Source organism: Sphingomonas oligophenolica (assembly GCF_039522915.1).
In the GTDB taxonomy this organism is placed as follows: Bacteria; Pseudomonadota; Alphaproteobacteria; order Sphingomonadales; family Sphingomonadaceae; genus Sphingomonas; species Sphingomonas oligophenolica.
The window spans coordinates 1-20,298 of the sequence record NZ_BAAAEH010000065.1; the positions used below are offsets into that span (position 1 = coordinate 1).

Below are 20,298 nucleotides of genomic sequence, written 5' to 3' on the forward strand. Positions count from 1 at the left end.
GCCCCAATTGAAAAGGCTTCAGCCACTCCAACCGAACCTACCGGCGCCAGCCGGTAGTCGTTCAGATCAAAATCTTGCTGGGTAGCTGGCTGTTATCGAATAACAGCCAGCTAACAGCCAGCTAACAGCCAGGTATCAGCCAGCATATCAGCCAGGAACAGCCAGCATAACAGCCAGCTGTGTCGGCTGAAAATCGTCCAACAAATCCAACGATGAGAAACAGCGCGGCGCGGGTGATGGATACCCGGGCCCGGCTGGACCTTGCCATGATGCGCGGGCCGGGTTGAATCGACAGTGCGAAACCTCAGGCGGAAGGCCAGCCGCACGCGGTCTTCCACAATTCCACCACGCCCTGCGTCCGTAACCCGCAGTCGTTCGTTTCAGCCCGCAGGAAATATCTTGCGAGGATGTCATGAAGAAGAACCTGCTGGTCGCGCTCTGCACTTTATCCGCCCTGCCGCTCGGCGCCTGTGCCGATGGTTACGGCTATGGCGGCGTCAGCGCCGGGATCCCCTATGCCTATAATGGCTATTACGACGATTTTTACGGCCCGGTCTATGACGGCTATTGGGGCGATGATGGTGGTTTCTATTATCGCAGCACTGCCCATGACAGGCGCTACCGCCGTGGCGACTCGGCGCATTTCAGCCATGGCGCACGGCCCGATGGCCATTTCCATGAGATGCGGGGCTCGATGACGCCGGAACGCGGCATGCGCACACCGCATTTCTCCCGTGGCGGGACGCCGGGTGAGCATCACCGGCATTGAGCGCGATGCCGGTCGTTACGCGCCGGCATGTTGTGAATGGCGAGGAAGACAGAGTGCGGTCCTTGGGTTGAGCAACCCCGCGCGGAACAGCCTGATGAAAGGTCTTGCCCGCCGAAATCGGCAGGGCACTGGTGAAGGTCGTTGGCGTCTTCCGGCGCCCCTGTATTTCATGACGTTGAACAGGGTCGTAAAAATAAAAAAAGGTTATGGATGCACTCCGGCTCGCCCCATTCCTAGCTGCCGATCGGCGGCGCCAGGGTCCCGAGCCATGCGACGAGCGCGAGGATCATCAACCCGAGCCCGGCTTCGATCGTGACGCTGCGCAGCAAGGCTGCCCGCGCGCTTCGCTCTTCGCCGCGAGCGATCACGGCGTCCAGGGCGGGGGTCAGGCGGAAGCGGTTGCGGGCGGCCATGACGAGCATGATCGCGAAAAGAGCGAGCTTGGCGATGAGGAGCTGTCCGTAGCGGCCGGTTGCGACCTGCCGGAGATGATCGGGACCGATCATGAACCAGGCGTTCAACATTCCGGTGATCACGATAGCCCCAACGAGCAGGGTGCCGACGAGCGCAAATCCGGCGAGCGCACGATGGGTCGCCCGCAGGTCGCTCTCGCGACTGTTCCGCCGCGCGACCAGGCACGCCAGGCCGCCCAGGGCGCCGAGCCAGGCGGCCGCCGCCAGCAGGTGGACGATGTCGGCGACAAGATGGACCATGCCTGCGATTCCTTCGCCCGCCACGGCGTGGCCGGACCAGGCGAGTGTCGCCAGCGCAATGCCGCCCAGGGCCGCGGCGGCGGCGAGGGCGGGCGCCGTGGCGCGCCGTGCGACTATTGCCAGCAGCAGCAGGGCGGCCAGCGCGGCCAGCCGGGCCAGCAGCGCTGATCCGGCCGCGGTCCGGGTGAGCAGCATCGTCCAGGTTGCCCGATCGATCTCGCCGATCGGCGTTCCGGTCATTGCCCCGGCCATGATCGCGAAGCCGGCAAGCGACAGGGCGAACCCCGCAGCGGCGAGAGCGAGGATCGCCGGGCGAAGCGGCAACAGGCGCCGCGCGTCGCTGCGCAGCGCATAGAGCGGGAAGAGCGGCAATCCGAACAGCAGCCCGAGATCGGCATAGAGCGCGAACCGGATACCGATGAGCGGCCAGCCCTCCATCGGCCTATTTGACCGTGAAGCTGAAGCTTCCCTCGACGCGGTGCGTGTCGGTCGAGACCGCATGCCATTTGACCGAGTAGCTGCCGGCGCGCAGCGCGCGGGGCAGGGCAGCGACGAGCGTCTTTCCGTCGGGCGCGAGCGATGTCTGGAAGCCGGCGACCTTCATCACCCCGTGATTGGCCATCCCGGGCATCGCCGTCATGGCCAGGTCAATTCCCGAAAGCGGCGCAAGCAGGCTTTCGTTGAAGCTCAGCCGGATCTGGCTCGGGCCGGCGACGACCGCCTTGTCCGCCGGGCTGGAGGACAGCAGCTTCGGGTGCGCGATTGCCGGCGCGGCGACGATCAGGCTGGCGACGATGGGAACGACAAGCATGTGTCGGAAGGCCATATCATTATCCTCAAGGGGGTTCGGATTGAAATACGCAGCCGCATCGGCCACCCCTCATCCTGTAGCGCAAAAATGAGGGATCGACGGCGCGCGCGCGTATCGGAAGACGGAAGATCGAGGAGAATTGCGCATGACCGACATTGACGGAGCGATCGAGCGGATGCGCGTTGCGTCGGTACATCCGGCGCTCGCCGACATCGAGGGTCCGCTGCTGGCTCGGCTGCGGGCACAACAAGCGACGGGCGCCGGGCTTTCGACCCGAAGCTTCGTCGCGGCGGGGCTGGCGGCATTGAGCCTGGGCATCGCCGGCTCGCTCGTCCCGGGCGCCCCGGCACAGGCTGCCGCGTCGCCCGCGCCCTTCGGTACGACGGCGCTCGCGCCATCGACGTTGCTCGGCGGCGGATGATGGGCTGGCGCAGACTCCTCATCATCGCCGCAATCGCGTTCCTCGCCGCGATGGCCGGCGTGTTCGTCGGCCGCTCGTTCGTCGCGCAGCCCAGGCCCCCCGGGGCCGAGCTCCACAGCCTTCTCCACGATCGCCTCGATCTCGACGCGCGGCAGCAGGCGGCGTTGGCCGAGCTCGAACGGCGCTTCGCGGTCCGCCGCCAGGCGCTCGAACTCGAGCTTCGCGCCGACAATGCCCGGCTTGCCGCCGCCATCGAGGCCGAGCATGGCTATGGCCCGCAAGTGCGCGAAGCGGTCGACCGGTCGCACGTGGCGATGGGCGAGCTCCAGAAGGAGACGCTCGCGCATGTCTTTGCGATGCGGCAGATTCTACGGCCCGACCAGACGGCGCGGTTCGACCAGGCGGTGGTGAAGGCGCTGACCACCGAAGCGCGGTGAGCAACGATTATGCCGAACTTTCCGACGGTGACCTTGCCGCGCTGAGCGTCGCCGGACGCCAGATCGCCTTCGCCGAGATCGTTCGCCGCCACCGCGAGCCGCTTTACCGGATCATCGTCGCCAACGTCGCCGACGCCGATGAGGCGCTCGACCTTGTCCAGGAGACCTTCGTCGCCGCCTATCGCGCGCTCCGTCGCTACGATGCCGTGCGACCGATGCGCGGCTGGCTGATCACGATCGCACTCAACAAATGCCGCGACTGGGCGCGGCGGCGCAAGGTCCGCCGGATCCTCTCCTTCGCGCTTCCCCTCGACGGCGCGGCCGAGGCAGTCGCCGAAGACCGGCCGCTTCACGATATCGAAGCGGCGGACCGTGAGGAACTCGTCCGGACGCGGCGCGCGATCGCCGCACTCCCGGCCACGCTGCGCGAGGTGCTTGTGCTGCGCGCGATCGACGGCCAGAGCCAGGCCGAGGCCGCCGCGACACTGGGCGTCACCGAAAAGGCGATCGAGACCAGGCTGCGTCGCGCGCGCGCCAAACTCGCCGAGCAGCTCGATCGCGATCCGCGCTGAAGACCCCTTGACCCTGACATGGTGTCAAACTCCATGTCGCGATTGCGGAATCATTCCGGGAGGGGTGTTTTCTTGAAATGCGTATCCAGATCGACGGCGATCGGGATTGCCGCGGAGGACCAGCGAATGAACTGTATCGACCGCCGCCAGCTGCTCCGCGGAGGAGCGACCGCCGCGGGCGGCATTGCGCTCTCGGCGTGGATGCCCGCCTGGGCGCAGCCGGTGTCGTCCGGCATCACCACCCCGATTCCCGTACTTTCGGGCGAGGACATCACGCTCAAGGTCGCGCACCAGATGGTGACGGTCGACGGCCGCGAGGCGCATGCGATCGGGATCAACGGCACGGTGCCGGCACCGTTGCTGCGGCTGAGAGAGGGACAGAACGTCCGGCTTCATGTCGTCAACGACCTCGACGAAGAGACCTCGCTCCACTGGCACGGTCTGATCGTCCCCTCGCAGATGGACGGCGTACCGGGCGTTTCCTTTCCCGGCATCAAGCCCAGATCGAGCTTCACCTACGCGTTCCCGGTCGTCCAGTCGGGCACTTACTGGTATCACAGCCATTCGGGGATGCAGGAGCAGATGGGGCAATATGGCCCCATCATCATCGACCCCGCCGGCGAGGACCCGGTGAAGGCCGATCGCGAGCATCTGATCGTGCTCTCCGACCATAGCCCGATCCATCCGCACGCGCTCTTCATGAAGCTGAAGCAGCAGGCGGGCTATTTCAATCGCCAGCAGCAGACGCTCGTCGGGCTGATCAAGGGCGAGGACCAGCCCCTCGCCGAGCGGCTGCGTTGGGGCGGGATGCGGATGGACCCGACCGACATCTCCGACGTGACCGGCTCGGTCTATACCTATGTCGTCAACGGCCATGGGCCCGCGGATAACTGGACCGCGTTGTTCAGGCCCGGCGAGCGCGTAAGGCTGCGCTTCGTCAACGCGGCCGGCATGACGATCTTCAACGTCCGCATCCCGGGGCTCAGGATGACGATGGTCCAGGCCGACGGGCAGAATATCCGTCCGGTCGAGGTCGACGAGTTCCAGATCAGCGTCGCCGAGACCTATGACGTGATCGTCACGCCCACCGACGACCGCGCCTATACGATCGTCGGCGAGGCCGTTGACCGTTCCGGCCTTGCGCGCGCCACCCTCGCGCCGCGCCCCGGCATGGTTGCCGACGTCCCGCCGCTGCGCAAACGGCCAGTCGCGACGATGAAGGACATGGGCATGGGCGACATGAACATGGCGAAGGGCGGGGCGTCCGGCGAGGCGGTGATCGATCTGAGCAAGCCCGAAAGCGCTGATCCGATGGCGGGCATGGATCATGGCGCCGGCGCGTCGCCGATGGTGAGCATGGGGATGCGCGACCCACGCAACGCACCCGGTCTGCCGCTCGGCCCCGGCGTCCAGACGATCGCGCCGATGCCGATGGATCGCACCGGCGAGCCCGGCCAGGGCCTCGACGATGTGGGGCACAAGGTGCTGGTCTATCGCGATCTCGTGGCGCTCGACCCAAATCCCGATCTGCGGGCGCCCGATCGCGAAATCCACGTCCACCTGACCGGCAATATGGAGCGTTACATGTGGTCGCTCGACGGCAAGACGCTGTCCGAGGCGAAGGAGCCCATCCCGATGCGCGCGGGCGAGCGGGTTCGCGTCACGCTGATCAACGACACGATGATGTCGCATCCGATCCATCTGCACGGCCATCTGTTCGAGCTGGTGACCGGGCACGGCGCCCATAGTCCGCGCAAGCATACGGTCAATGTCGCGCCCGGCGGCAAGGTGAGCTGGGATGTGACGGCGATCCCCGGCGACTGGGCATTCCACTGCCATATGTTCTTCCACATGCACGCCGGAATGATGCGCATCGTCCAGGTTCGGCCCGCCGCGGGAGAAGCGGCATGAAGGCCCTGCTGCTGATCGGCCTGGCGCCGCTGGTGCTGGCAACACCCGCCGCCGCGCAATCCCACCAGGACATGCCCGGCATGGCGATGCCCGAAAAGCCGACGCCGGCCGTCAAGCCCAAGGCCGGGCAGAAGGCCGCGACGCGGGCCGCGCCGCGCAGCACTGTCCGCCGGTCGCCATCGGCAGCGCGCGCCGAACCCCAGACCAGGCAGGACATGCCGGGGATGGCGATGCCGGCGCCCGCTCAATCGCCCGAAGCCAGCCGCGGCGAGGCGCCGCCGGCCATCCCGCCCGTGCCGGCCATGCCGGGCATGGACATGTCGGGCCCTCCGCAGGATTCGCATGCCGGCCACGCCATGGCCGATATGCCGGACATGCCCGGAGACACGCCGAAAAGCGGCACCGATCTTCCGCCCGGCAATGCACCGGCGCCGCCGATCCAGCGCAATCGCGCCGCCGACATTTTCTTCGGCAAGCAGGCGATGGACGAGGCCCAGGCCCGGCTGCTCGGCGAACATGGCGGGATGACCTACCACCAGCTGTTGTTCAACCTCGCCGAATATCAGGTCCGTGACGGCCATGACGGCTATCGCTGGGACGGCGCGTTCTGGATCGGCGGCGACATCAACCGGCTGACGCTGAAGAGCGAGGGCGAAGGGACGTTCCGCGAAGGCGTCGAGAGCGCCGAGATCCAGGCCCTCTACAGCCGTGCCGTTGGACCCTATTTCAACCTGCAGGCGGGTGTGCGCCACGACGTCCAGCCGTCTCCGACCCGGACCTATGCGACGATCGGGTTCGAGGGGCTCGCGCCCTATATGTTCGAGGTCGGGGGCGCCCTGTTCCTGTCGGACAAGGGCGATCTGCTCGGCCGGCTCGAAGGCTATTACGATCAGCGCATTACCCAGCGGATCATCCTCCAGCCGCGGGTCGAGCTGAACCTTTCCGCGCAGGATGTCCCCGAGACGCGCACCGGGTCGGGCCTGTCGACAGCCGAGCTCGGACTCAGGCTGCGCTATGAGGTCACGCGCCAGTTCGCGCCCTATGTCGGCCTGTCCTGGGACCGCAAGCTCGGCGACACCGCCCGCTATGCCCGGCTCGACGGCCATGACGTCGCAGCGACCAGTTTCGTCGGTGGCGTCCGATTCTGGTTCTGAGCGATCGCGCATGAGGGCGGGCCAGCTATCGGTGGCGAGGCCGGACGGAGCCCTCGTCGGCGGGGAGGCGATCAGCGCGGGGGGAAAGTGCCACCGCCTGGCTGCGGCATAACGGCAGATATTGCGGCTGCGCCGGGAAAAACGACATACGCCGCCGACCGGCCCGACTAGGATAAGCGATCCGCGGACCGGGATCCATCAATGATCGAAGGCAATACAGCCCGTAGAATTGTCGTGAAGGCCCATCGGTGGATCGGCCTGACGCTCGGGCTGCTCTGGGTGCTTCAGGGCCTGACGGGCGGATTTCTGGTATTCTATCGCGACCTCGACCGGCTCGCGGTCCCGGCGCCCAAAGCCGGACCGATGGCCTCGCTCGACGCGATTGTCCGCAGCGCCAAGGTCGCGACCGGCGATGCAGTGTTGACTCGCCTGTCCCTCACGGACAGCCATCGCGACCTGATCGAGGTGCTCTACAACGCCCCGGCGGGAGAGCAGCGCGCACTGGTCGTCGACGCATCGAGCGCGCGGGTGCTTCGCGCGACCGACGCGGCGCCGCGGACGCCCTTCAACGGCCAGGCCTGGCGCTGGATCTATGCTTTTCACCAGGGGCTGAATGCCGGCCGCCGAGGCGAGATATTGATCGGCCTGTCGGGCCTGATGCTGTTCGCGACCGTGCTCGGCGGACTCTGGCTCGGCTGGCCGCGGCGTCGGGCCTGGAAAGCGGCCTTTGCCGTCCGGCGCTGGCGCAAGCTCGAGCACCGGCTGTTTGGCTGGCACCGGGCGATCGGTCTCGCCGCCGGCTCGGCGCTGCTCGTGAGCGCTGTCACCGGCATCTACATGACATTTCCCGACCAGAGTCGCGCGCTGGCGGCCACCATCGTGCCCATGGGCGATGGATCGGCGAGGGGCGACGCTGGCCGATCGGCGATCAACGGCATCGGGAAAGCCGTCTCGCCTCAACAGGCGCTGAACCGCGCGCTCGAGACTTTTCCGCGGGCCCAATTCGTGCGGATCATGCTGCCCGGGCCGACGTCGCCCGATTATGTCGTTCGCCTTCGCCAGCCCGGGGAGACGCCTCCCTGGCTCGGGACGACCAGCGTTTCAGTCGATGCGGCGAGCGGGCGCATCCTCCGCGTCCATGATCCGCGCACGGCACCGCTGATCGAGCGAATTTTCGACGCCACGCTGTCGGTTCACAATGGAGAAGTCGCCGGACTTCCCGGCCGTATCCTGGTCATGCTGAGCGGGCTCGCGCTGGCAACGCTGTACGTGCTCGGTGTCCGGGCGTGGTGGGACGGGAAAAAGCGCAAAGCCGAACGCAACGCCAGGCGCGCGCAGCGATCGCCCTCGAGCGCTGCCTCGTCGGTGTAGACCCCGAAGAGACGATGCGGGTTCGGTCGCATCGTTCGATCCTCTTCCTCGCCGGCACCGGTTTATCGCGCCCCGGCTGCCCGCGGGCCATCAGGCAATGGCCGGCCCCGGCACCTCGCTTTTCGTGGGGATCGCGCGTCGCCGCAACACCATTCCGCAGAGCGCGGGCAGGATGAACAGCGTCAGGACCGTCGCGGTGACCAGGCCGCCGATCACCACGGTCGCCAGCGGCTTCTGGACCTCGGCGCCGGTGCCCGTCGCGATTGCCATCGGCACGAAGCCGAGCGAGGCGACGAGCGCGGTCATCAGCACGGGCCTGACGCGTTCCATCGCTCCTTCGATCACCGCGCGGTCGCTTTCCATCCCGTCCTCGATCCGCTTGCGGATCGCCGAGATCAGCACGAGTCCGTTCAGGACCGCGACGCCCGAGACCGCAATGAAACCGACCGCCGCCGAGATCGAGAAGGGAATGCCGCGCAGCGCCAGCGCGAACACGCCGCCGGCGAGCGCGAGCGGCACCGCGGTCAGAACGGTCGCGGTCAGCGTCGCGCTGCCGATCGCCATGTAGAGCGCGGCGGCGATCAGGATGAAACAGATCGGCACGATGACCGCCAGGCGCCTGGTCGCGGCCTGAAGATTCTGATACTGGCCGCCCCATTCGATATAGGAGCCGGGCGCGAGCTTCACCTGCCTGTCGATGCGGCCCCTGGCGTCGTCGACGAAGCTGCCGAGATCGCGGCCGACGACATTGGCTTCGACATAGATCCGGCGCTTGCCATTGTCGCGGCTGACCTCGTTCAGGCCCTGGGTGAAACGGAACTGGACCAGCTGACGCAGCGGCACCGACTGGCGTGCGCCCTCGGTGCCCGGCAGCATCACTGGCAGCGCGCCGAGTGTGTCGAGATTGTCGCGTTCGACCGCGGGAAGCCGCACGACGATGTCGAACCGCCGGTCGCCCTCAAAGATTTGTCCCGCCGTCCTGCCGCCGAGCGCGGCGGAGACGGTGTCAGCGACATCCTTCACGGTCAGGCCATAACGGGCGATCGCGGCACGATCGAAGGCGATGTCGAACGTCGGAAAGCCGCCGGTCTGGGCGACACGGACGTCGGAGGCACCGGGCACCTTGCGCAGCACTGCAGCAATGTCCCGGGCGCTGCCCGCCAGCTTGTCGAGATCCTCGCCATAGACCTTGACCGCGACGTCGCTGCGCACCCCGCCGATCAGCTCGTTGAAGCGCATCTCGATCGGCTGGGTGACATCATAGTTGTTGCCGACCAGCGGCGCCGTCTTCTCGCGGATGCGCTCGATCACCTGCGTCTTGGTGGTGACGCCCGCCGGCCACTCCTTTTTCGGCTTGAGGATGATGTAATTGTCCGACGCGTTTGGCGGCATCGGGTCGGCGGCAAGGCTTGCCGTGCCCGCCTTGGAATAGACCATCTTCACTTCGGGCAGGGTCATGACCGCGCGCTCGAGCGGCAGGTCGATCGCGACCGACTGGTCGATCGTGGTCGAAGGAATGCGGACCGAGGACAGGTTAAGATTCTGCTCGTCAAGCGTCGGCATGAATTCGCGACCGACAAAGGTGAAGGCGACGGATGCGAGCAGCAGCACGCCGAGGCCGGCACCGATGAAAGGCATCGGCCGCGCAACCGCGCGGCGCAGCCAGGGTTCGTAGCGATTCTTGGCCGCGACGACCAGCCGGACCTCCTTTTCGGAGACGTGCCTGGTCAGCAGCACCGCAATCATCGCGGGTATGAAGGTCAGCGACAGCACGAACGCAGAGGCCAACGCCAGCATGAGGGTGATGACCATCGGCGAGAACATCTTGCCCTCGACCCCCTGGAAGGTGAGGCAGGGGAGGAACACCAGGAAGATGACGGCCTGGCCGTAGATGGTCGGCCGCAGCATCTCCCTGGAGGAATCGATCACCTCTTCAAGGCGATCGCGCAAGGGGAGGGTGCTGCCCTGGCGGTGCTGCCGTTCCGCGAGCCTTCTCAGCGTATTCTCGACGATGATGACGGCGCCGTCGATGATCAGGCCGAAGTCGAGCGCGCCAAGGCTCATCAGATTGCCCGAAATGCCGAGCAGGTTCATGCCGATCGCGCTCATCAGCAGCGACAACGGAATGACCAGCGCGGCGATCAGGGCCGCCCGCCAGTTGCCGAGCAGGAAGAACAGGATCGCGACGACCAGAAGCGCGCCCTCGATCAGGTTCCTGGCGACCGTGTGGATCGTCGCCAGCACGAGTTGCGATCGATCGAGCGTGGGAACGATGGCAATTCCGGCGGGAAGCGTCTTCCGGATCTCGGCCAGCTTGTCGCCGACCCCTTGCGCGACAGTCCGGCTGTTCGCGCCGACCAGCATCAGCGCGCTGCCGACCACGGTCTCATAGCCGTCGCGGCTGGCCGCGCCCCGGCGCAATTCGCCGCCGATCTCCACTGTCGCAACCTGGCCGACCGTCACGGGTACGCCTTGCCGGGTGGCGATCACGGCGCGCGCGATCTCGTCGGCGGTGTGGATTCGCGCATCGGCGCGGACGAGATAGGCCTCGCCGGAGCGGCGGATATAGTCGGCGCCGACCGATAGGTTGGCGTCTTCGAGCGCCGTCGCGAGATCCGAATAGGAAATACCGTAGGCGGCGAGTTTCGCCGTGTCGGGCTGGACGACATATTCCTTCACATAGCCGCCGAGCGAATCGACATCGGCGACGCCGGGGACGGTGCGCAGCTGCGGGCGGACGATCCAGTCCTGCACGGTGCGCAGATAGGCGAGCTTGGCGACCTTGGTGGTGAGCAGGGCGCCTTCATCGGTCAGGAAGCTGCCGTCGCGCTGCCAGCCCGGCTTTCCGTCGCTGCGCGGCGCGCCCTTGCCGTCGGGAAAGCGATATTCGACGCTGTAGTGGAAGATCTCGCCCAGACCGGTCGAGACGGGACCCATCTGGGGCTGGACGCCATCGGGGAGGCTTGCGCGCGCCTGGTTCAGCCGCTCGGTGACCTGTTGACGCATGAAATACAGGTCGGCGCTCTCCTTGAAGACTGCGGTGACCTGGCTGAAGCCGTTGCGCGAGAAGGAACGCGTGCTCTCGACTCCGGCAAGGCCCGACAGCGCGGTCTCGATCGGATAGGTGACGCGCTTTTCGACCTCGAGCGGGCTCAAGGTCGGCACGATCGTATTGATCTGCACCTGCTTGTTGGTGATGTCGGGCGTCACGTCGATCGGCAGCAGATTGAGCTGCCATGCCCCGACGCCCGCAATGATGGCGGTCAGGAGCAGGATGAGCCAGCGCGACCGGACGGCACCGTCGAGGAGGCCGCCGATCATTCTTCTTCCTCGCCGGCGCTCTTGATCATGTCGGCCTTGACGAGAAAGGCATTGCGCGTCGCGACCCGCTCGCCGGCACGGATGCCCGAGACGATCTGCGCGATGCCCCCGCTCCGGGTGCCGACCAGCACCGGTCGCGCGACAAATCCGGTCGCGGTACGGACGAACAGCACGTCGCGGCCGTCGATATTCTGTACCGCATCCTCGGGAACGGTAAGGCTTACAGCGCTGCCGTCGCCGCGCACGCGGATCCTGACCTGGACGCCTTCACCGGCGATGAACTGACCGGCGCCCGTTGTCGGGATGAGGATGACGGTCGCTGCCTGGGTCGCGCCCGCGACGGTCGGCGTAACCGACCGGACCGTGGCATCGATCGGCGCTCCGCGGCCGCTGATGATCGTCGCCGTGTCGCCGGGCATGATGCGGCGTGCGTCGGCGGCGGGCACCGCCGCCTCGACCTGCACGGCGCCGGCATCGGCAATGCGGAACAGCTCCGCCTGAGGCTGGACGAACGCGCCGAGCATGGCGGCTCCAGCGGTGATTCTGCCTGAGATGGGCGCGACCACCACGACCGAGCGACCATTGCCGGCGACGCCGGCAGCGCGGGCAATGGCCGATGCGCGCTGCGCCTCTGCGTTGGCGACGGCAAGCGCTGACTGCGCTGCCTCCATGTCCTGCCGCGGTGTTACGCCCTGGCGATACAGTCCGGACTCGCGGGCATAAGTCTTGCGCGCAAGGTCGGCCTTCGCGGCGGCGACGCTGCGGTCGGCGGACATCGAGGCCGCGTCGAGGCTGTCGACCAGGGCCAGCACCTCGCCGGCGCGCACCGGATCGCCGAGCCGGTGATTGACGCGGGTGATGGTACCGGATGCCCTTGCCACTACCACCGCCTCGCCGGTCGGCGTGGACGTGACCGTCGCTGGCGCGGCGATCTCGGCGCTCGGCCCACCCGATCCGACAGGCTCGACGGCAATTCCGGCCGAAGCAAGATACGCGGCCGGTATCCTGACCTCCACCGGCCCGGTCTTGTCGGGGGCGGTGGCCGGTGCCGGGGCCGGCTTCGTGCCTGTGCCTACCACATAGGACGCGCCGAAACCGGCGAGCCCGGCTACGGCCGCGATTCCGATCATCATCGGCCAGTTGTTCGGCCGGGGGCTGTCGTCCATTCTCTCAGTCTCCAAACGCGATTTGACCGTCGGCCTGTGCAAGCGCGGCAAGCGCCCGAACCCGTCCGAGACGGGCATCGATCGTCAGTGCGCGCGCCTCGGTCAGCGCCCGGCGGATGGTCAGCAGCTCGAGCAGCGGAATCTTGCCCGCGTCATAGCCGATGCGACCGAGGCGATAGGCTTCCTCGGCTGCGGCCTCGCCCTGATTGGCGGCATCGAGCCGGCCGGTCGCCGCCGCGACCCGTGCGGCGGCAACGCGTCGGGCGGCGCCGGCTTCCAGCCGGGCAGCGGCGAGTCGCGCATCGGCTGCGTTCGCGCGCTCGCGGGCCGCGGCAATATTGCCCCGGTTGCGGTCGAACAGCGGGATGGTCGCCGAGACGCCGACGACAAGCGCGCTGTCGCCATTGCCCTGGAACCGGCGCAGACCGGCACTGAGGCCGATATCGGGGATAGACCGCTTCTGCTCGATCCGGACCTGAGCTGCGAGCGCATTGCGCTCGGCCACGGCTGTCGCCACCGCAGGCGGATCGTCGAGCGTCGGGCCGACTGCCACCCGCTTCGGCGCCGCGACCGCAAGCAATGACCGGTCGATGCAGGTATAGGGTGTCGCAGCACCCGCCATGGCGGACAGGCGCTCGAGCGCCTCGAAAGTGTCGGCGGCAGCGGCCTCCTCGGCGGCGATCGCCGCGGCGACGCTTGCGTTCGCCTGGGTGATCCTGAGATCGGCTTCCTTGCCGGCCGTGACCAGCGCGCGCGCAGCGCGAAGATCCTCCCTGGCGCGGCCGAGATCGTCCGCCGCCAGCTTCTGGCGGTCCTGCATCGCCTCGGCAGTTGCATAGGCGATCGCCAGATCCGCCGCGAAGGCGATTCGCGCCTGGCGATCGCGCGCCTGGGCTGTGGTCAGATTGCCTTCCCCGGCGGCAATGCGCGCCGACCGCTTGCCGCCGATCTCGAGGGGCTGGGTGATGGTGAAGGTCGTCTGCCGTTCGGCGCCGCTGCCGGCCGTCTGGGGAATCGCCAGATTCTCGGCGACCGCCTCGACCATGGGATTCGGCATGGCGCGAGATTGCCGCGCCTCAGCTTGAGCTGCCCTGACATTGGCTGCCTGCTCGGCAATGGCCGGCGCGTTCGCCAGTGCCTGGCGCAGAAGCTGCGCATATGAGGGCGCCGGGTCGGCCAGCGCCGGACTGGTGCAGGAGGCAAGCAACGCTGCCGCCACGGCACGGCGCATGAAGCGATGAGTGGGAATGATCTGGGCCCCTGCAGACGCGATGATGTCGAACAGCGCCGACTGTCATGCTACGCGGCCAGTCGCGGCTCCCCCTCGGGACCAGGCGAATTTTTCCGATCTATTGTTCGAGCAACAGCGAAAGCTTGCGGCGCGCGCGGCCGACCCGGCCTTCGACGGCCTTGTCGGTGATGCCGAGCGCAATCGCGGCTTCGGCCTGGGTCAGTCCCACGATCGCGGTCAGCACGATCGCTTCGCGCAGGTCTCCATCCAGTTTCCGGAGCAGGGCCGTGGTTCTGGCCAGATCGCCTCGCGCCATCGCGTGTCGCTCCGGATCGGGCATCCCGTCGCTCAGATGGTGGGGATCGGCGTCATCCAGCCCGATCGCGCCGAAGAGAAAGCGGCGGACGCGGCGATGCCGCTGCAGATCGCGTATCTTGTTGATGGCGATCCGGAACAGCCATGCCCGAAAAGGGCGGGCGGTGTCGTAGTCGCCAAGCGCGCGCCATGCCGCCACGAAACTCTCCTGCACGGCGTCGTCGACATCGGTCTCGGGCAGGCCGAAGCTGCGCGCGGTCTGCGCCAGGGCAGACCCATGGCGGCGCATCAGAAGACCGAATGCGCGCCGATCGCCTTCACGGGAGCGCCTGGCGAGCGTGCTGTCGTTTTCGCCCTCACTCACCGGGAGCCGCGTCGAAGGGCGGCGACGAGCACTCGATCATAGGCGGCGCGATGCTCCGGCTTCAGGCCTGCCCGCATCTCGAAGACATGGACCAAAGTCGCGCGCTGAAGATCACCTGCGGCCTGTTCGACCTGTTGCGTGGCGGCTTCGACCTCCGGTGACCAGCGGGGATCGGCGGCGATGGCGTCCGCGAGGCGGCCATTGGCCGCGCGCATGCGGGTCTCGATCTCGGTGCGGCGCGCGATGAAGGCGCTCTCCCTGGCGTCGAGGACCGTGCGTTCCTGAGCGTCGAGAGGGACGGCCTGGTGGAGCATGTCGTGCAAATCGGTCTGGGGGTGGTGCAGCATATGCCAGCCGAAGGCGAGCGAGCCCGCGACGATGATGCCGAGAAGGCCGCCGACAACCGCCGAAGACAGGGGAAAACGTCCGGAACGGCCGGGCATCACCGGCCAACCAGCAAGCCGAACGGGGAAGACGGCGATGGTGCCGCGACCCATGTCGCCCGAGGCTGCGCGAACGCCTCGCTCGCGATGGTGCCGCTTCCGGCGAAGCCGACAAGCGCGGCGATGGCGGCGGTGACCATCGCCCGCCGGCCATCGCGGCGCGACACGAACGATGCCGGGTCGGCCTCGGACCCAATGCGCCGGTCCAGCGCTTCGACCGCCGACGTCGAAAGCGGCGCCGCGGTGCGCGCAGCTGCCGTGCCCAGCCAGGCGTCGATATCGTCCATTGATGATCTCCTTGCTCTTCCCTCTACTACGTCGCAGCGGGCCATGTCCCCTCGGGAAAGGTCCTTCGCGGCGGGAGAGCAAGTTCATTCCCGGTCGGGGAGCGCTCAATCGGGCGAGCATATTGTCGCTGTCGGCATCGGTTCAATAGCCCGCCGCCCGATCGACGAGGCCCGGCAGCGACTTCCCCTCGCGATGCCGGAGGATCGCGTCAGCGACGAAATGTGCCGCTGTCGCCGGATCCGTGCTGCTCGCCACATGCGGCGTGAGCAGGACGCGCGGATGGCACCAGAAGGGATGATCCGCCGGCAAAGGCTCGGGATCGGTAACGTCGAGAATGGCGGCCGAGAGATGCTCGCTGTCGAGTGCGGCGAGCAGGTCGGCCGCTACCAGGTGGCCTCCGCGACCTGCATTGATGACCGCGGCGCCGCGCGGCAATTGCCGGAAGACGGGCCCGGCGAGAATGTCGCGCGTTTCCGGCGTGAGCGGCAGCAGGCAAATCAGGATATCGAGCTCGGCCAGGAAAGCGGGCAGCTCTTCCGTGCCGGCGTGGCAACGCACGCCTGGCATGTCCTTGGGGGATCGGCTCCAGCCGGACAGGGCGAAACCGAAGCAGGCAAGGCGTTCCAGCACAGCACTGCCGAGCATGCCCGTTCCCATCACCCCGATGCGCCGCTCGGCGGCGGCGATGCGTCGGCGCGGACTCCAGTGCGCGGCTGCCTGTTCCGCAAGATAATGCGGCATATCGCGGTGGAGCATCAGAACCGCCATGGTGACATATTCGATCATGCCGTCGGCGATCGCGTTCTCGGCCATGCGCAGTAGCGGCACCGCCACCGGAATAGCCCCGATGTCGAGCTGGTCGACACCGGCCCCGATCGACAGGGCGAAGCCGAGATCGGGCAGGTCTGTCATCAGGCCCGGCGGGATGGTCCAGGCGGCGAGATAGCGGATCTCGCGCGGATCGCCCAGGTCCGGCCATTGCCTGACCCTGAGACCCGGCACGAGCGCGGGAAGCATGTCGGCCCATAGCCTGCCCCGGACCTCATCGCCGATATGAAGGAGCGTCTCAGCTTCCGACGGGGTGCTTGATGAGATCTTCGAGTCCTTCGGCAAGGGACAGGAGTGCGGACTCATGTCCTGTTCGTGCCATGAGGGCCGGTCCGACGGGGTGGCCGGCCGGTGCGCCGCAGGAAATGCCGATGGCGCAATCGGCGATCGCAACGCACCGGCGGCGCGGCGGATTTCACTCGCGCCCGCGGCCCGCTCCGCCGGCGCGGCACAGGGTTTCCTGAAGATCGTTCCGCCTTGAACGAGGATCGCGCCAGGCCGGGCACTCGCGATACGCCGCAAAACGCAGCCCGGGAAAAGGGTGCCGCCCTCCCGGAGGAGGACGGCGCCCCGTCGATCAGAATTTGTAGCGCAAGCGCGCCGTGAATGTCCGCGGCGCGCCGGGTTGGACCCACAAGGCCGCATAGCTGTTCGCGTACCAGGTCTTGTCGAACAGGTTGTTCACCTCGCCGCTCAGCTCGAGACGGTCCGTGAGGTGGGTCGAGGCGAGTATGCGGACCAGCGCGTAGGAAGGCAGGGTGAATTTCGTACCGGTCTCGCCGAGCCTTTTGTCTACATAATTGACCCCGACGCCGAGGCTGGAAGCCTTGCCCACGATGGAGAAGTCTTTGAATAGAATGACGTTCCCGCTATAGGCGGGGATGTTGATCAGCGGGTCGCCGATGGCCACGACCTTTCCGAAATCGGGATCGAGCACTGACGAAGTCGAATAGGCGTCGACATAGGCGAAATTGCCCATCAGGCGGAAATCATAGGGCAGCTTGGCAGTGAGGTCGAACTCGACACCCTTGCTCTCCGCCGTGCCGATCGCGATCACATAGCCTGAATGCACGGGATCGGCAGTGATGATGTTGTCCTTCTTCATCTTGAACAAGGCGACGGATGCGGTGACCCGGTGGTCGGGCGTAACATATTTGGCGCCGACCTCGTAGGATTCGGTCTTCTCCGGGGCAAAGGGCGTTCCGCCGAAATCGACACCGGTATTGGCGCGGAAGCCCTTGCCATAGCTGAAATAGACCGAGAGCGTTTTTGTCGGCTCGTACACGATGCCGACTTGCGGGCTGAACGCATCGGGGTGCTGAGGGGTCGTTGCGCCACTCACCCGATTCAGGATGGACTGGGTGAAATTGTCGTAGCGGCCGCCGAGGCGGATCTTGATCTGCTCGGTGACGTCGATCTGGTCCTGAAGATAGACACCCCAGGTCTTGTCGACCTCATACTGGTTGAAGACGAGGCTGTTCGGCACCGGCAGCGCGGCGGCGGTCGCATAGACAGGATTATAGATGTCGATCGCATTCTGCTGGGCGAAAGTCGGATTCGACGAGAGTGCGGGCGGGCGATATCGCGTTTGATAGTTGTTGAACTTGAATTCGTCATAGTCCGCGCCGATCAGGACATGATGGGTGAGGCCGAAAGTATCGAACTCGCCGTTGATCTCACCGCGCAGGACAAGATCCTTGGTATTGTACTTGGTGTAGCGGCGCTGCCGGGCGAGCGTCCGTCCATCGGTGAAGAAAGGCTGGCGCGACGCGACGAGTTCCGGCGTCTCGCCAAAGCCTTCCAGGTCGGTCGTGCGGTAGCCGGCACCGAGCAGGATGCCCCATTTATCGCTGAAATCATGCTGAAATTGCAACTGATGGCCATAATCATTGGTCTTGGTCGGCCCGTCGCCCGGCTCACCGAGAAAGCGTGACACAGGAACGATTCCGAGCTTGCCGCCGAACGCAACGACACCGCGGTCGAACGGGATTTCCTGATGGGTATAGGAGAATTGATAGGAGAGGCTCGTATGGTCTGCGATGTTCCATAGAGCGGACGGCGAGACGGTATATTTCCTGGTGTGGACCGTATCGCGGAAACTGTCCGCATCCTCGAACGCGCCATTGAGGCGGACCGCCAGCCCGCCCGTGAGCGGCGTGGTATAGTCGGCTTCCGCGCGGAAATTATTGTAGCTACCGCCCTGGAACATCACACTGCCCGCGGGATCGAACTGCGGCTTCTTGGTGATGATATTGATGGTGCCACCCGGCTCGCCGCGGCCGAACAGAGCGGAGGTCGGGCCCTTCAGCACGTCCATCCGTTCCACGCCGGAGACGTCGCGCGGGCCGCCAAAGCCGCGGCCATAGTTGAAGCCGTTGACGAGGAAGCCGCTCGGCACGTTGATGTCGCCGGCAAAGCCGCGAACCGCAAAGCCATCCCACAGCCCGCCATAGCTGTTTTGCCGTGCGACGCCGCTGACGAGATCCAGCGCATCCGACAAGCGGGTGATTCCGGCGGCCTCAAGCGTCGCACCGCTCAGCGTCACGATGTTCTGCGGGACGTCCTTGGCGGGTACGGTGCCGACATATTGCTGCCGCTGCGCGACGACCCTGACGTCGCCGCTTTCGTCGGACGCCGCGGGGGCAGGAGCGGGGTCCGTCTGGGCAAAGGCGGGGGCGGCGGCGCACACGGCCAGAGCGGCGGTGCAGAGCAGGCTGGTTCGTGTTTTCATGATGGAGAAAGGCATTTATGTAATCCCCCTTTAGGTGAATGCTTGGCCGTCCTCCGCGGTCGTCGATTTGCAGCATTTGTTCGGCGCCCGCTGCAATCCGGGTGTCGATCTTGCCGCTTCCTCTAAAGAACCGTTCCGGCAGCGTCAGTATGAGCGCGGGAAATGGAATTTTATTGCGAACTGACACGCCACGCTTGCCTAGCCGGTTGAAAAAGCGGCTACCGGACGCATTAAATGCCGGATCGGGGATTCCGGCGTTTCGTCAGAATGCCGGCAATTCCTGCCGGGCCAGCGCGACGAAGCATCCTATCCCGAGGCTGATGACATCATCGTTGAAGTCGTAGCGCGGATGGTGAAGCGGTGCCGATTTATCCGGCGCGCCCTGTCCGAGCCAGATATAGGCACCAGGCCGAGCCTGGAGCATGAAGGAGAAATCCTCCGACGTGAAGGCGGGATCCGGTGCGATGGCGACATCCTCGCAAACGGTCGCGGCCGCCGCGAGTGCCGCCGCGGCGGACGCGGCGTCGTTGATCGTCGCCGGATAGTAGCGATCATAGTCGACCGAAATCTCAGTTTCCGTCGAGAGCGAGACGCCTTGCGCCATCGTCCGGATCGACGCTTCGATCCGGTCCTGGACCAGCGGATTGAACGTGCGGACGGTTCCCATCAGCCTGACGGTCGCCGGGATGACGTTATGGGCGTGGCCGCCCGCGATCTGGGTGACCGAGAGCACGGCGGCCTCTGTCGCCGGAACCCGGCGCGATACGATCGAGTTCAACTGCAGCACGAGGTCGCTGGCGGCGAGGATCGCATCAGGCGTCTGGTGGGGCAGCGCTGCGTGCCCGCCCTTGCCGGTGATGCAAATCTCGAACCTGTCTGCCGAGGCCATGATCGGCCCGGCGCGTGTGCGGATACTGCCGGCGGGTAAATCAGGCCAGTTATGCAGGGCGAAGACCCGCTCGCAGGGGAAGCGATCGAACAGGCCGTCGCGGATCATCTCGCGCGCGCCGCCCTGTCCTTCCTCGGCCGGCTGGAAAATGAAGTTGATCGTGCCGGAAAAGCCGCCTTCCGCAGCGAGGTGCCGCGCCGCGCCAAGCAGCATGGCAACATGACCGTCATGGCCGCAGCCGTGAAAGGCGCCTTTGTACCGACTGGCATAGGGCAGCCCCGTCTCTTCCTCGAACGGCAGCGCGTCCATGTCGGCGCGCAATCCGAGCGAACGATCCGACATGCCCTTTTTGAGAACGCCCACCACCCCGGTGCCCCCGATTCCGGTGGTCACATCGAGCCCGATTCGCCTCAGCTCGTCCGCGATCAGGCCTGCGGTGCGGTGCTCCCGAAAACCCAGTTCGGGATGGGCGTGAATGTCACGCCGGAAGGCCGCGAGGTCGGGCACCAGCGCTTCGATCGGCGCGAGGTCGAGGCGCATGGCTATTCCCTTGTTTCCTGGCG

18 protein-coding genes are annotated in these 20,298 nt (G+C 66.5%); 7 read left to right on the forward strand and 11 right to left on the reverse strand.

Annotated features, from left to right (window positions below; translation table 11 throughout):
• Positions 1 to 412 precede the first annotated feature (412 nt).
• Positions 413 to 769, forward strand: a complete 357-nt coding sequence (locus ABD050_RS27645) for a hypothetical protein (RefSeq protein WP_343892802.1) — start codon at positions 413 to 415, stop codon at positions 767 to 769.
• Between the two features lie 233 nt (positions 770 to 1,002).
• On the opposite strand, the gene copD is transcribed toward ABD050_RS27645, so the two are convergent.
• Positions 1,003 to 1,920 (reverse strand): copper homeostasis membrane protein CopD, encoded by a 918-nt coding sequence (gene copD, locus ABD050_RS27650; RefSeq protein ID WP_343892803.1) that lies wholly within the window; start codon positions 1,918 to 1,920, stop codon positions 1,003 to 1,005.
• Between the two features lie 4 nt (positions 1,921 to 1,924).
• Positions 1,925 to 2,308: a copper homeostasis periplasmic binding protein CopC gene (gene copC, locus ABD050_RS27655; RefSeq protein WP_343892804.1), complete on the reverse strand. Its 384-nt coding sequence runs from the start codon at positions 2,306 to 2,308 to the stop codon at positions 1,925 to 1,927.
• A 130-nt stretch (positions 2,309 to 2,438) separates the two neighbouring features.
• On the opposite strand from copC, the gene ABD050_RS27660 reads away from it, so the two are divergent.
• The 6 genes from ABD050_RS27660 to ABD050_RS27685 all read left to right on the forward strand — a co-directional run bounded on the left by ABD050_RS27660 (position 2,439) and on the right by ABD050_RS27685 (position 8,159).
• Complete coding sequence (locus ABD050_RS27660; protein WP_343892805.1) at positions 2,439 to 2,714, forward strand: hypothetical protein; 276 nt, start codon at positions 2,439 to 2,441, stop codon at positions 2,712 to 2,714.
• Positions 2,711 to 3,151: a periplasmic heavy metal sensor gene (locus ABD050_RS27665; RefSeq protein WP_343892806.1), complete on the forward strand. Its 441-nt coding sequence runs from the start codon at positions 2,711 to 2,713 to the stop codon at positions 3,149 to 3,151. Before ABD050_RS27660 ends, ABD050_RS27665 begins: the two co-directional genes overlap by 4 nt.
• A complete protein-coding gene (locus tag ABD050_RS27670; protein WP_343892807.1) occupies positions 3,148 to 3,723 on the forward strand; it encodes an RNA polymerase sigma factor in 576 nt (191 codons plus the stop codon). The genes ABD050_RS27665 and ABD050_RS27670 overlap by 4 nt, the downstream gene beginning before the upstream one ends.
• 126 nt (positions 3,724 to 3,849) lie before the next feature.
• Positions 3,850 to 5,634: a copper resistance system multicopper oxidase gene (locus tag ABD050_RS27675; protein WP_343892808.1), complete on the forward strand. Its 1,785-nt coding sequence runs from the start codon at positions 3,850 to 3,852 to the stop codon at positions 5,632 to 5,634.
• The gene (locus ABD050_RS27680) at positions 5,631 to 6,788 is read left to right on the forward strand and encodes a copper resistance protein B (RefSeq protein ID WP_343892809.1); all 1,158 of its coding nucleotides are present in this window, start codon (positions 5,631 to 5,633) and stop codon (positions 6,786 to 6,788) included. Before ABD050_RS27675 ends, ABD050_RS27680 begins: the two co-directional genes overlap by 4 nt.
• Before the next feature lie 201 nt (positions 6,789 to 6,989).
• A complete protein-coding gene (locus tag ABD050_RS27685) occupies positions 6,990 to 8,159 on the forward strand; it encodes a PepSY-associated TM helix domain-containing protein (protein WP_343892810.1) in 1,170 nt (389 codons plus the stop codon).
• A 90-nt stretch (positions 8,160 to 8,249) separates the two neighbouring features.
• Here ABD050_RS27685 and ABD050_RS27690 read toward each other — a convergent pair whose 3' ends face one another.
• The 9 genes from ABD050_RS27690 to ABD050_RS27730 all read right to left on the reverse strand — a co-directional run bounded on the left by ABD050_RS27690 (position 8,250) and on the right by ABD050_RS27730 (position 20,275).
• The gene (locus tag ABD050_RS27690; RefSeq protein WP_343892811.1) at positions 8,250 to 11,480 is read right to left on the reverse strand and encodes a CusA/CzcA family heavy metal efflux RND transporter; all 3,231 of its coding nucleotides are present in this window, start codon (positions 11,478 to 11,480) and stop codon (positions 8,250 to 8,252) included.
• Positions 11,477 to 12,646, reverse strand: coding sequence for an efflux RND transporter periplasmic adaptor subunit (locus ABD050_RS27695; protein ID WP_343892812.1), 1,170 nt, complete (start codon positions 12,644 to 12,646; stop codon positions 11,477 to 11,479). Before ABD050_RS27695 ends, ABD050_RS27690 begins: the two co-directional genes overlap by 4 nt.
• A 4-nt stretch (positions 12,647 to 12,650) precedes the next feature.
• Positions 12,651 to 13,877, reverse strand: a complete 1,227-nt coding sequence (locus ABD050_RS27700) for a TolC family protein (protein ID WP_343892813.1) — start codon at positions 13,875 to 13,877, stop codon at positions 12,651 to 12,653.
• 118 nt (positions 13,878 to 13,995) lie between these two features.
• The gene (locus tag ABD050_RS27705; RefSeq protein WP_343892814.1) at positions 13,996 to 14,556 is read right to left on the reverse strand and encodes an RNA polymerase sigma factor; all 561 of its coding nucleotides are present in this window, start codon (positions 14,554 to 14,556) and stop codon (positions 13,996 to 13,998) included.
• Positions 14,553 to 14,999, reverse strand: a complete 447-nt coding sequence (locus tag ABD050_RS27710) for a periplasmic heavy metal sensor (RefSeq protein ID WP_343892815.1) — start codon at positions 14,997 to 14,999, stop codon at positions 14,553 to 14,555. Before ABD050_RS27710 ends, ABD050_RS27705 begins: the two co-directional genes overlap by 4 nt.
• Positions 14,999 to 15,286 carry a CnrY/NccY family anti-sigma factor gene (locus tag ABD050_RS27715; protein WP_343892816.1) on the reverse strand — a complete coding sequence of 96 codons (288 nt, stop codon included), beginning with the start codon at positions 15,284 to 15,286 and terminating at the stop codon, positions 14,999 to 15,001. The genes ABD050_RS27710 and ABD050_RS27715 overlap by 1 nt, the downstream gene beginning before the upstream one ends.
• Positions 15,287 to 15,428: 142 nt before the next feature.
• Positions 15,429 to 16,304, reverse strand: a complete 876-nt coding sequence (locus tag ABD050_RS27720) for a 2-hydroxyacid dehydrogenase (protein WP_343892817.1) — start codon at positions 16,302 to 16,304, stop codon at positions 15,429 to 15,431.
• Between the two features lie 388 nt (positions 16,305 to 16,692).
• Positions 16,693 to 18,846: a TonB-dependent siderophore receptor gene (locus ABD050_RS27725; RefSeq protein WP_343892818.1), complete on the reverse strand. Its 2,154-nt coding sequence runs from the start codon at positions 18,844 to 18,846 to the stop codon at positions 16,693 to 16,695.
• A 262-nt stretch (positions 18,847 to 19,108) separates the two neighbouring features.
• On the reverse strand, positions 19,109 to 20,275 hold the full coding sequence (locus ABD050_RS27730; protein ID WP_343892819.1) for a M20 aminoacylase family protein: 1,167 nt from the start codon (positions 20,273 to 20,275) through the stop codon (positions 19,109 to 19,111).
• Positions 20,276 to 20,298 lie beyond the last annotated feature (23 nt).

Coding starts and splice junctions, on each gene's coding strand:
- ABD050_RS27700 (WP_343892813.1), bottom strand. CDS start 13,877: ATGCGCCGTGCCGTGGCGGCAGCGTTGCTTGCCTCCTGCACCAGTCCG.
- ABD050_RS27690 (WP_343892811.1), bottom strand. CDS start 11,480: ATGATCGGCGGCCTCCTCGACGGTGCCGTCCGGTCGCGCTGGCTCATC.
- ABD050_RS27695 (WP_343892812.1), bottom strand. CDS start 12,646: ATGGACGACAGCCCCCGGCCGAACAACTGGCCGATGATGATCGGAATC.
- ABD050_RS27725 (WP_343892818.1), bottom strand. CDS start 18,846: ATGAAAACACGAACCAGCCTGCTCTGCACCGCCGCTCTGGCCGTGTGC.
- ABD050_RS27685 (WP_343892810.1), top strand. CDS start 6,990: ATGATCGAAGGCAATACAGCCCGTAGAATTGTCGTGAAGGCCCATCGG.
- ABD050_RS27720 (WP_343892817.1), bottom strand. CDS start 16,304: ATGCTTCCCGCGCTCGTGCCGGGTCTCAGGGTCAGGCAATGGCCGGAC.
- ABD050_RS27715 (WP_343892816.1), bottom strand. CDS start 15,286: ATGGACGATATCGACGCCTGGCTGGGCACGGCAGCTGCGCGCACCGCG.
- copD (WP_343892803.1), bottom strand. CDS start 1,920: ATGGAGGGCTGGCCGCTCATCGGTATCCGGTTCGCGCTCTATGCCGAT.
- ABD050_RS27680 (WP_343892809.1), top strand. CDS start 5,631: ATGAAGGCCCTGCTGCTGATCGGCCTGGCGCCGCTGGTGCTGGCAACA.
- ABD050_RS27710 (WP_343892815.1), bottom strand. CDS start 14,999: ATGCCCGGCCGTTCCGGACGTTTTCCCCTGTCTTCGGCGGTTGTCGGC.
- ABD050_RS27665 (WP_343892806.1), top strand. CDS start 2,711: ATGATGGGCTGGCGCAGACTCCTCATCATCGCCGCAATCGCGTTCCTC.
- ABD050_RS27730 (WP_343892819.1), bottom strand. CDS start 20,275: ATGCGCCTCGACCTCGCGCCGATCGAAGCGCTGGTGCCCGACCTCGCG.
- ABD050_RS27675 (WP_343892808.1), top strand. CDS start 3,850: ATGAACTGTATCGACCGCCGCCAGCTGCTCCGCGGAGGAGCGACCGCC.
- ABD050_RS27645 (WP_343892802.1), top strand. CDS start 413: ATGAAGAAGAACCTGCTGGTCGCGCTCTGCACTTTATCCGCCCTGCCG.
- copC (WP_343892804.1), bottom strand. CDS start 2,308: ATGGCCTTCCGACACATGCTTGTCGTTCCCATCGTCGCCAGCCTGATC.
- ABD050_RS27660 (WP_343892805.1), top strand. CDS start 2,439: ATGACCGACATTGACGGAGCGATCGAGCGGATGCGCGTTGCGTCGGTA.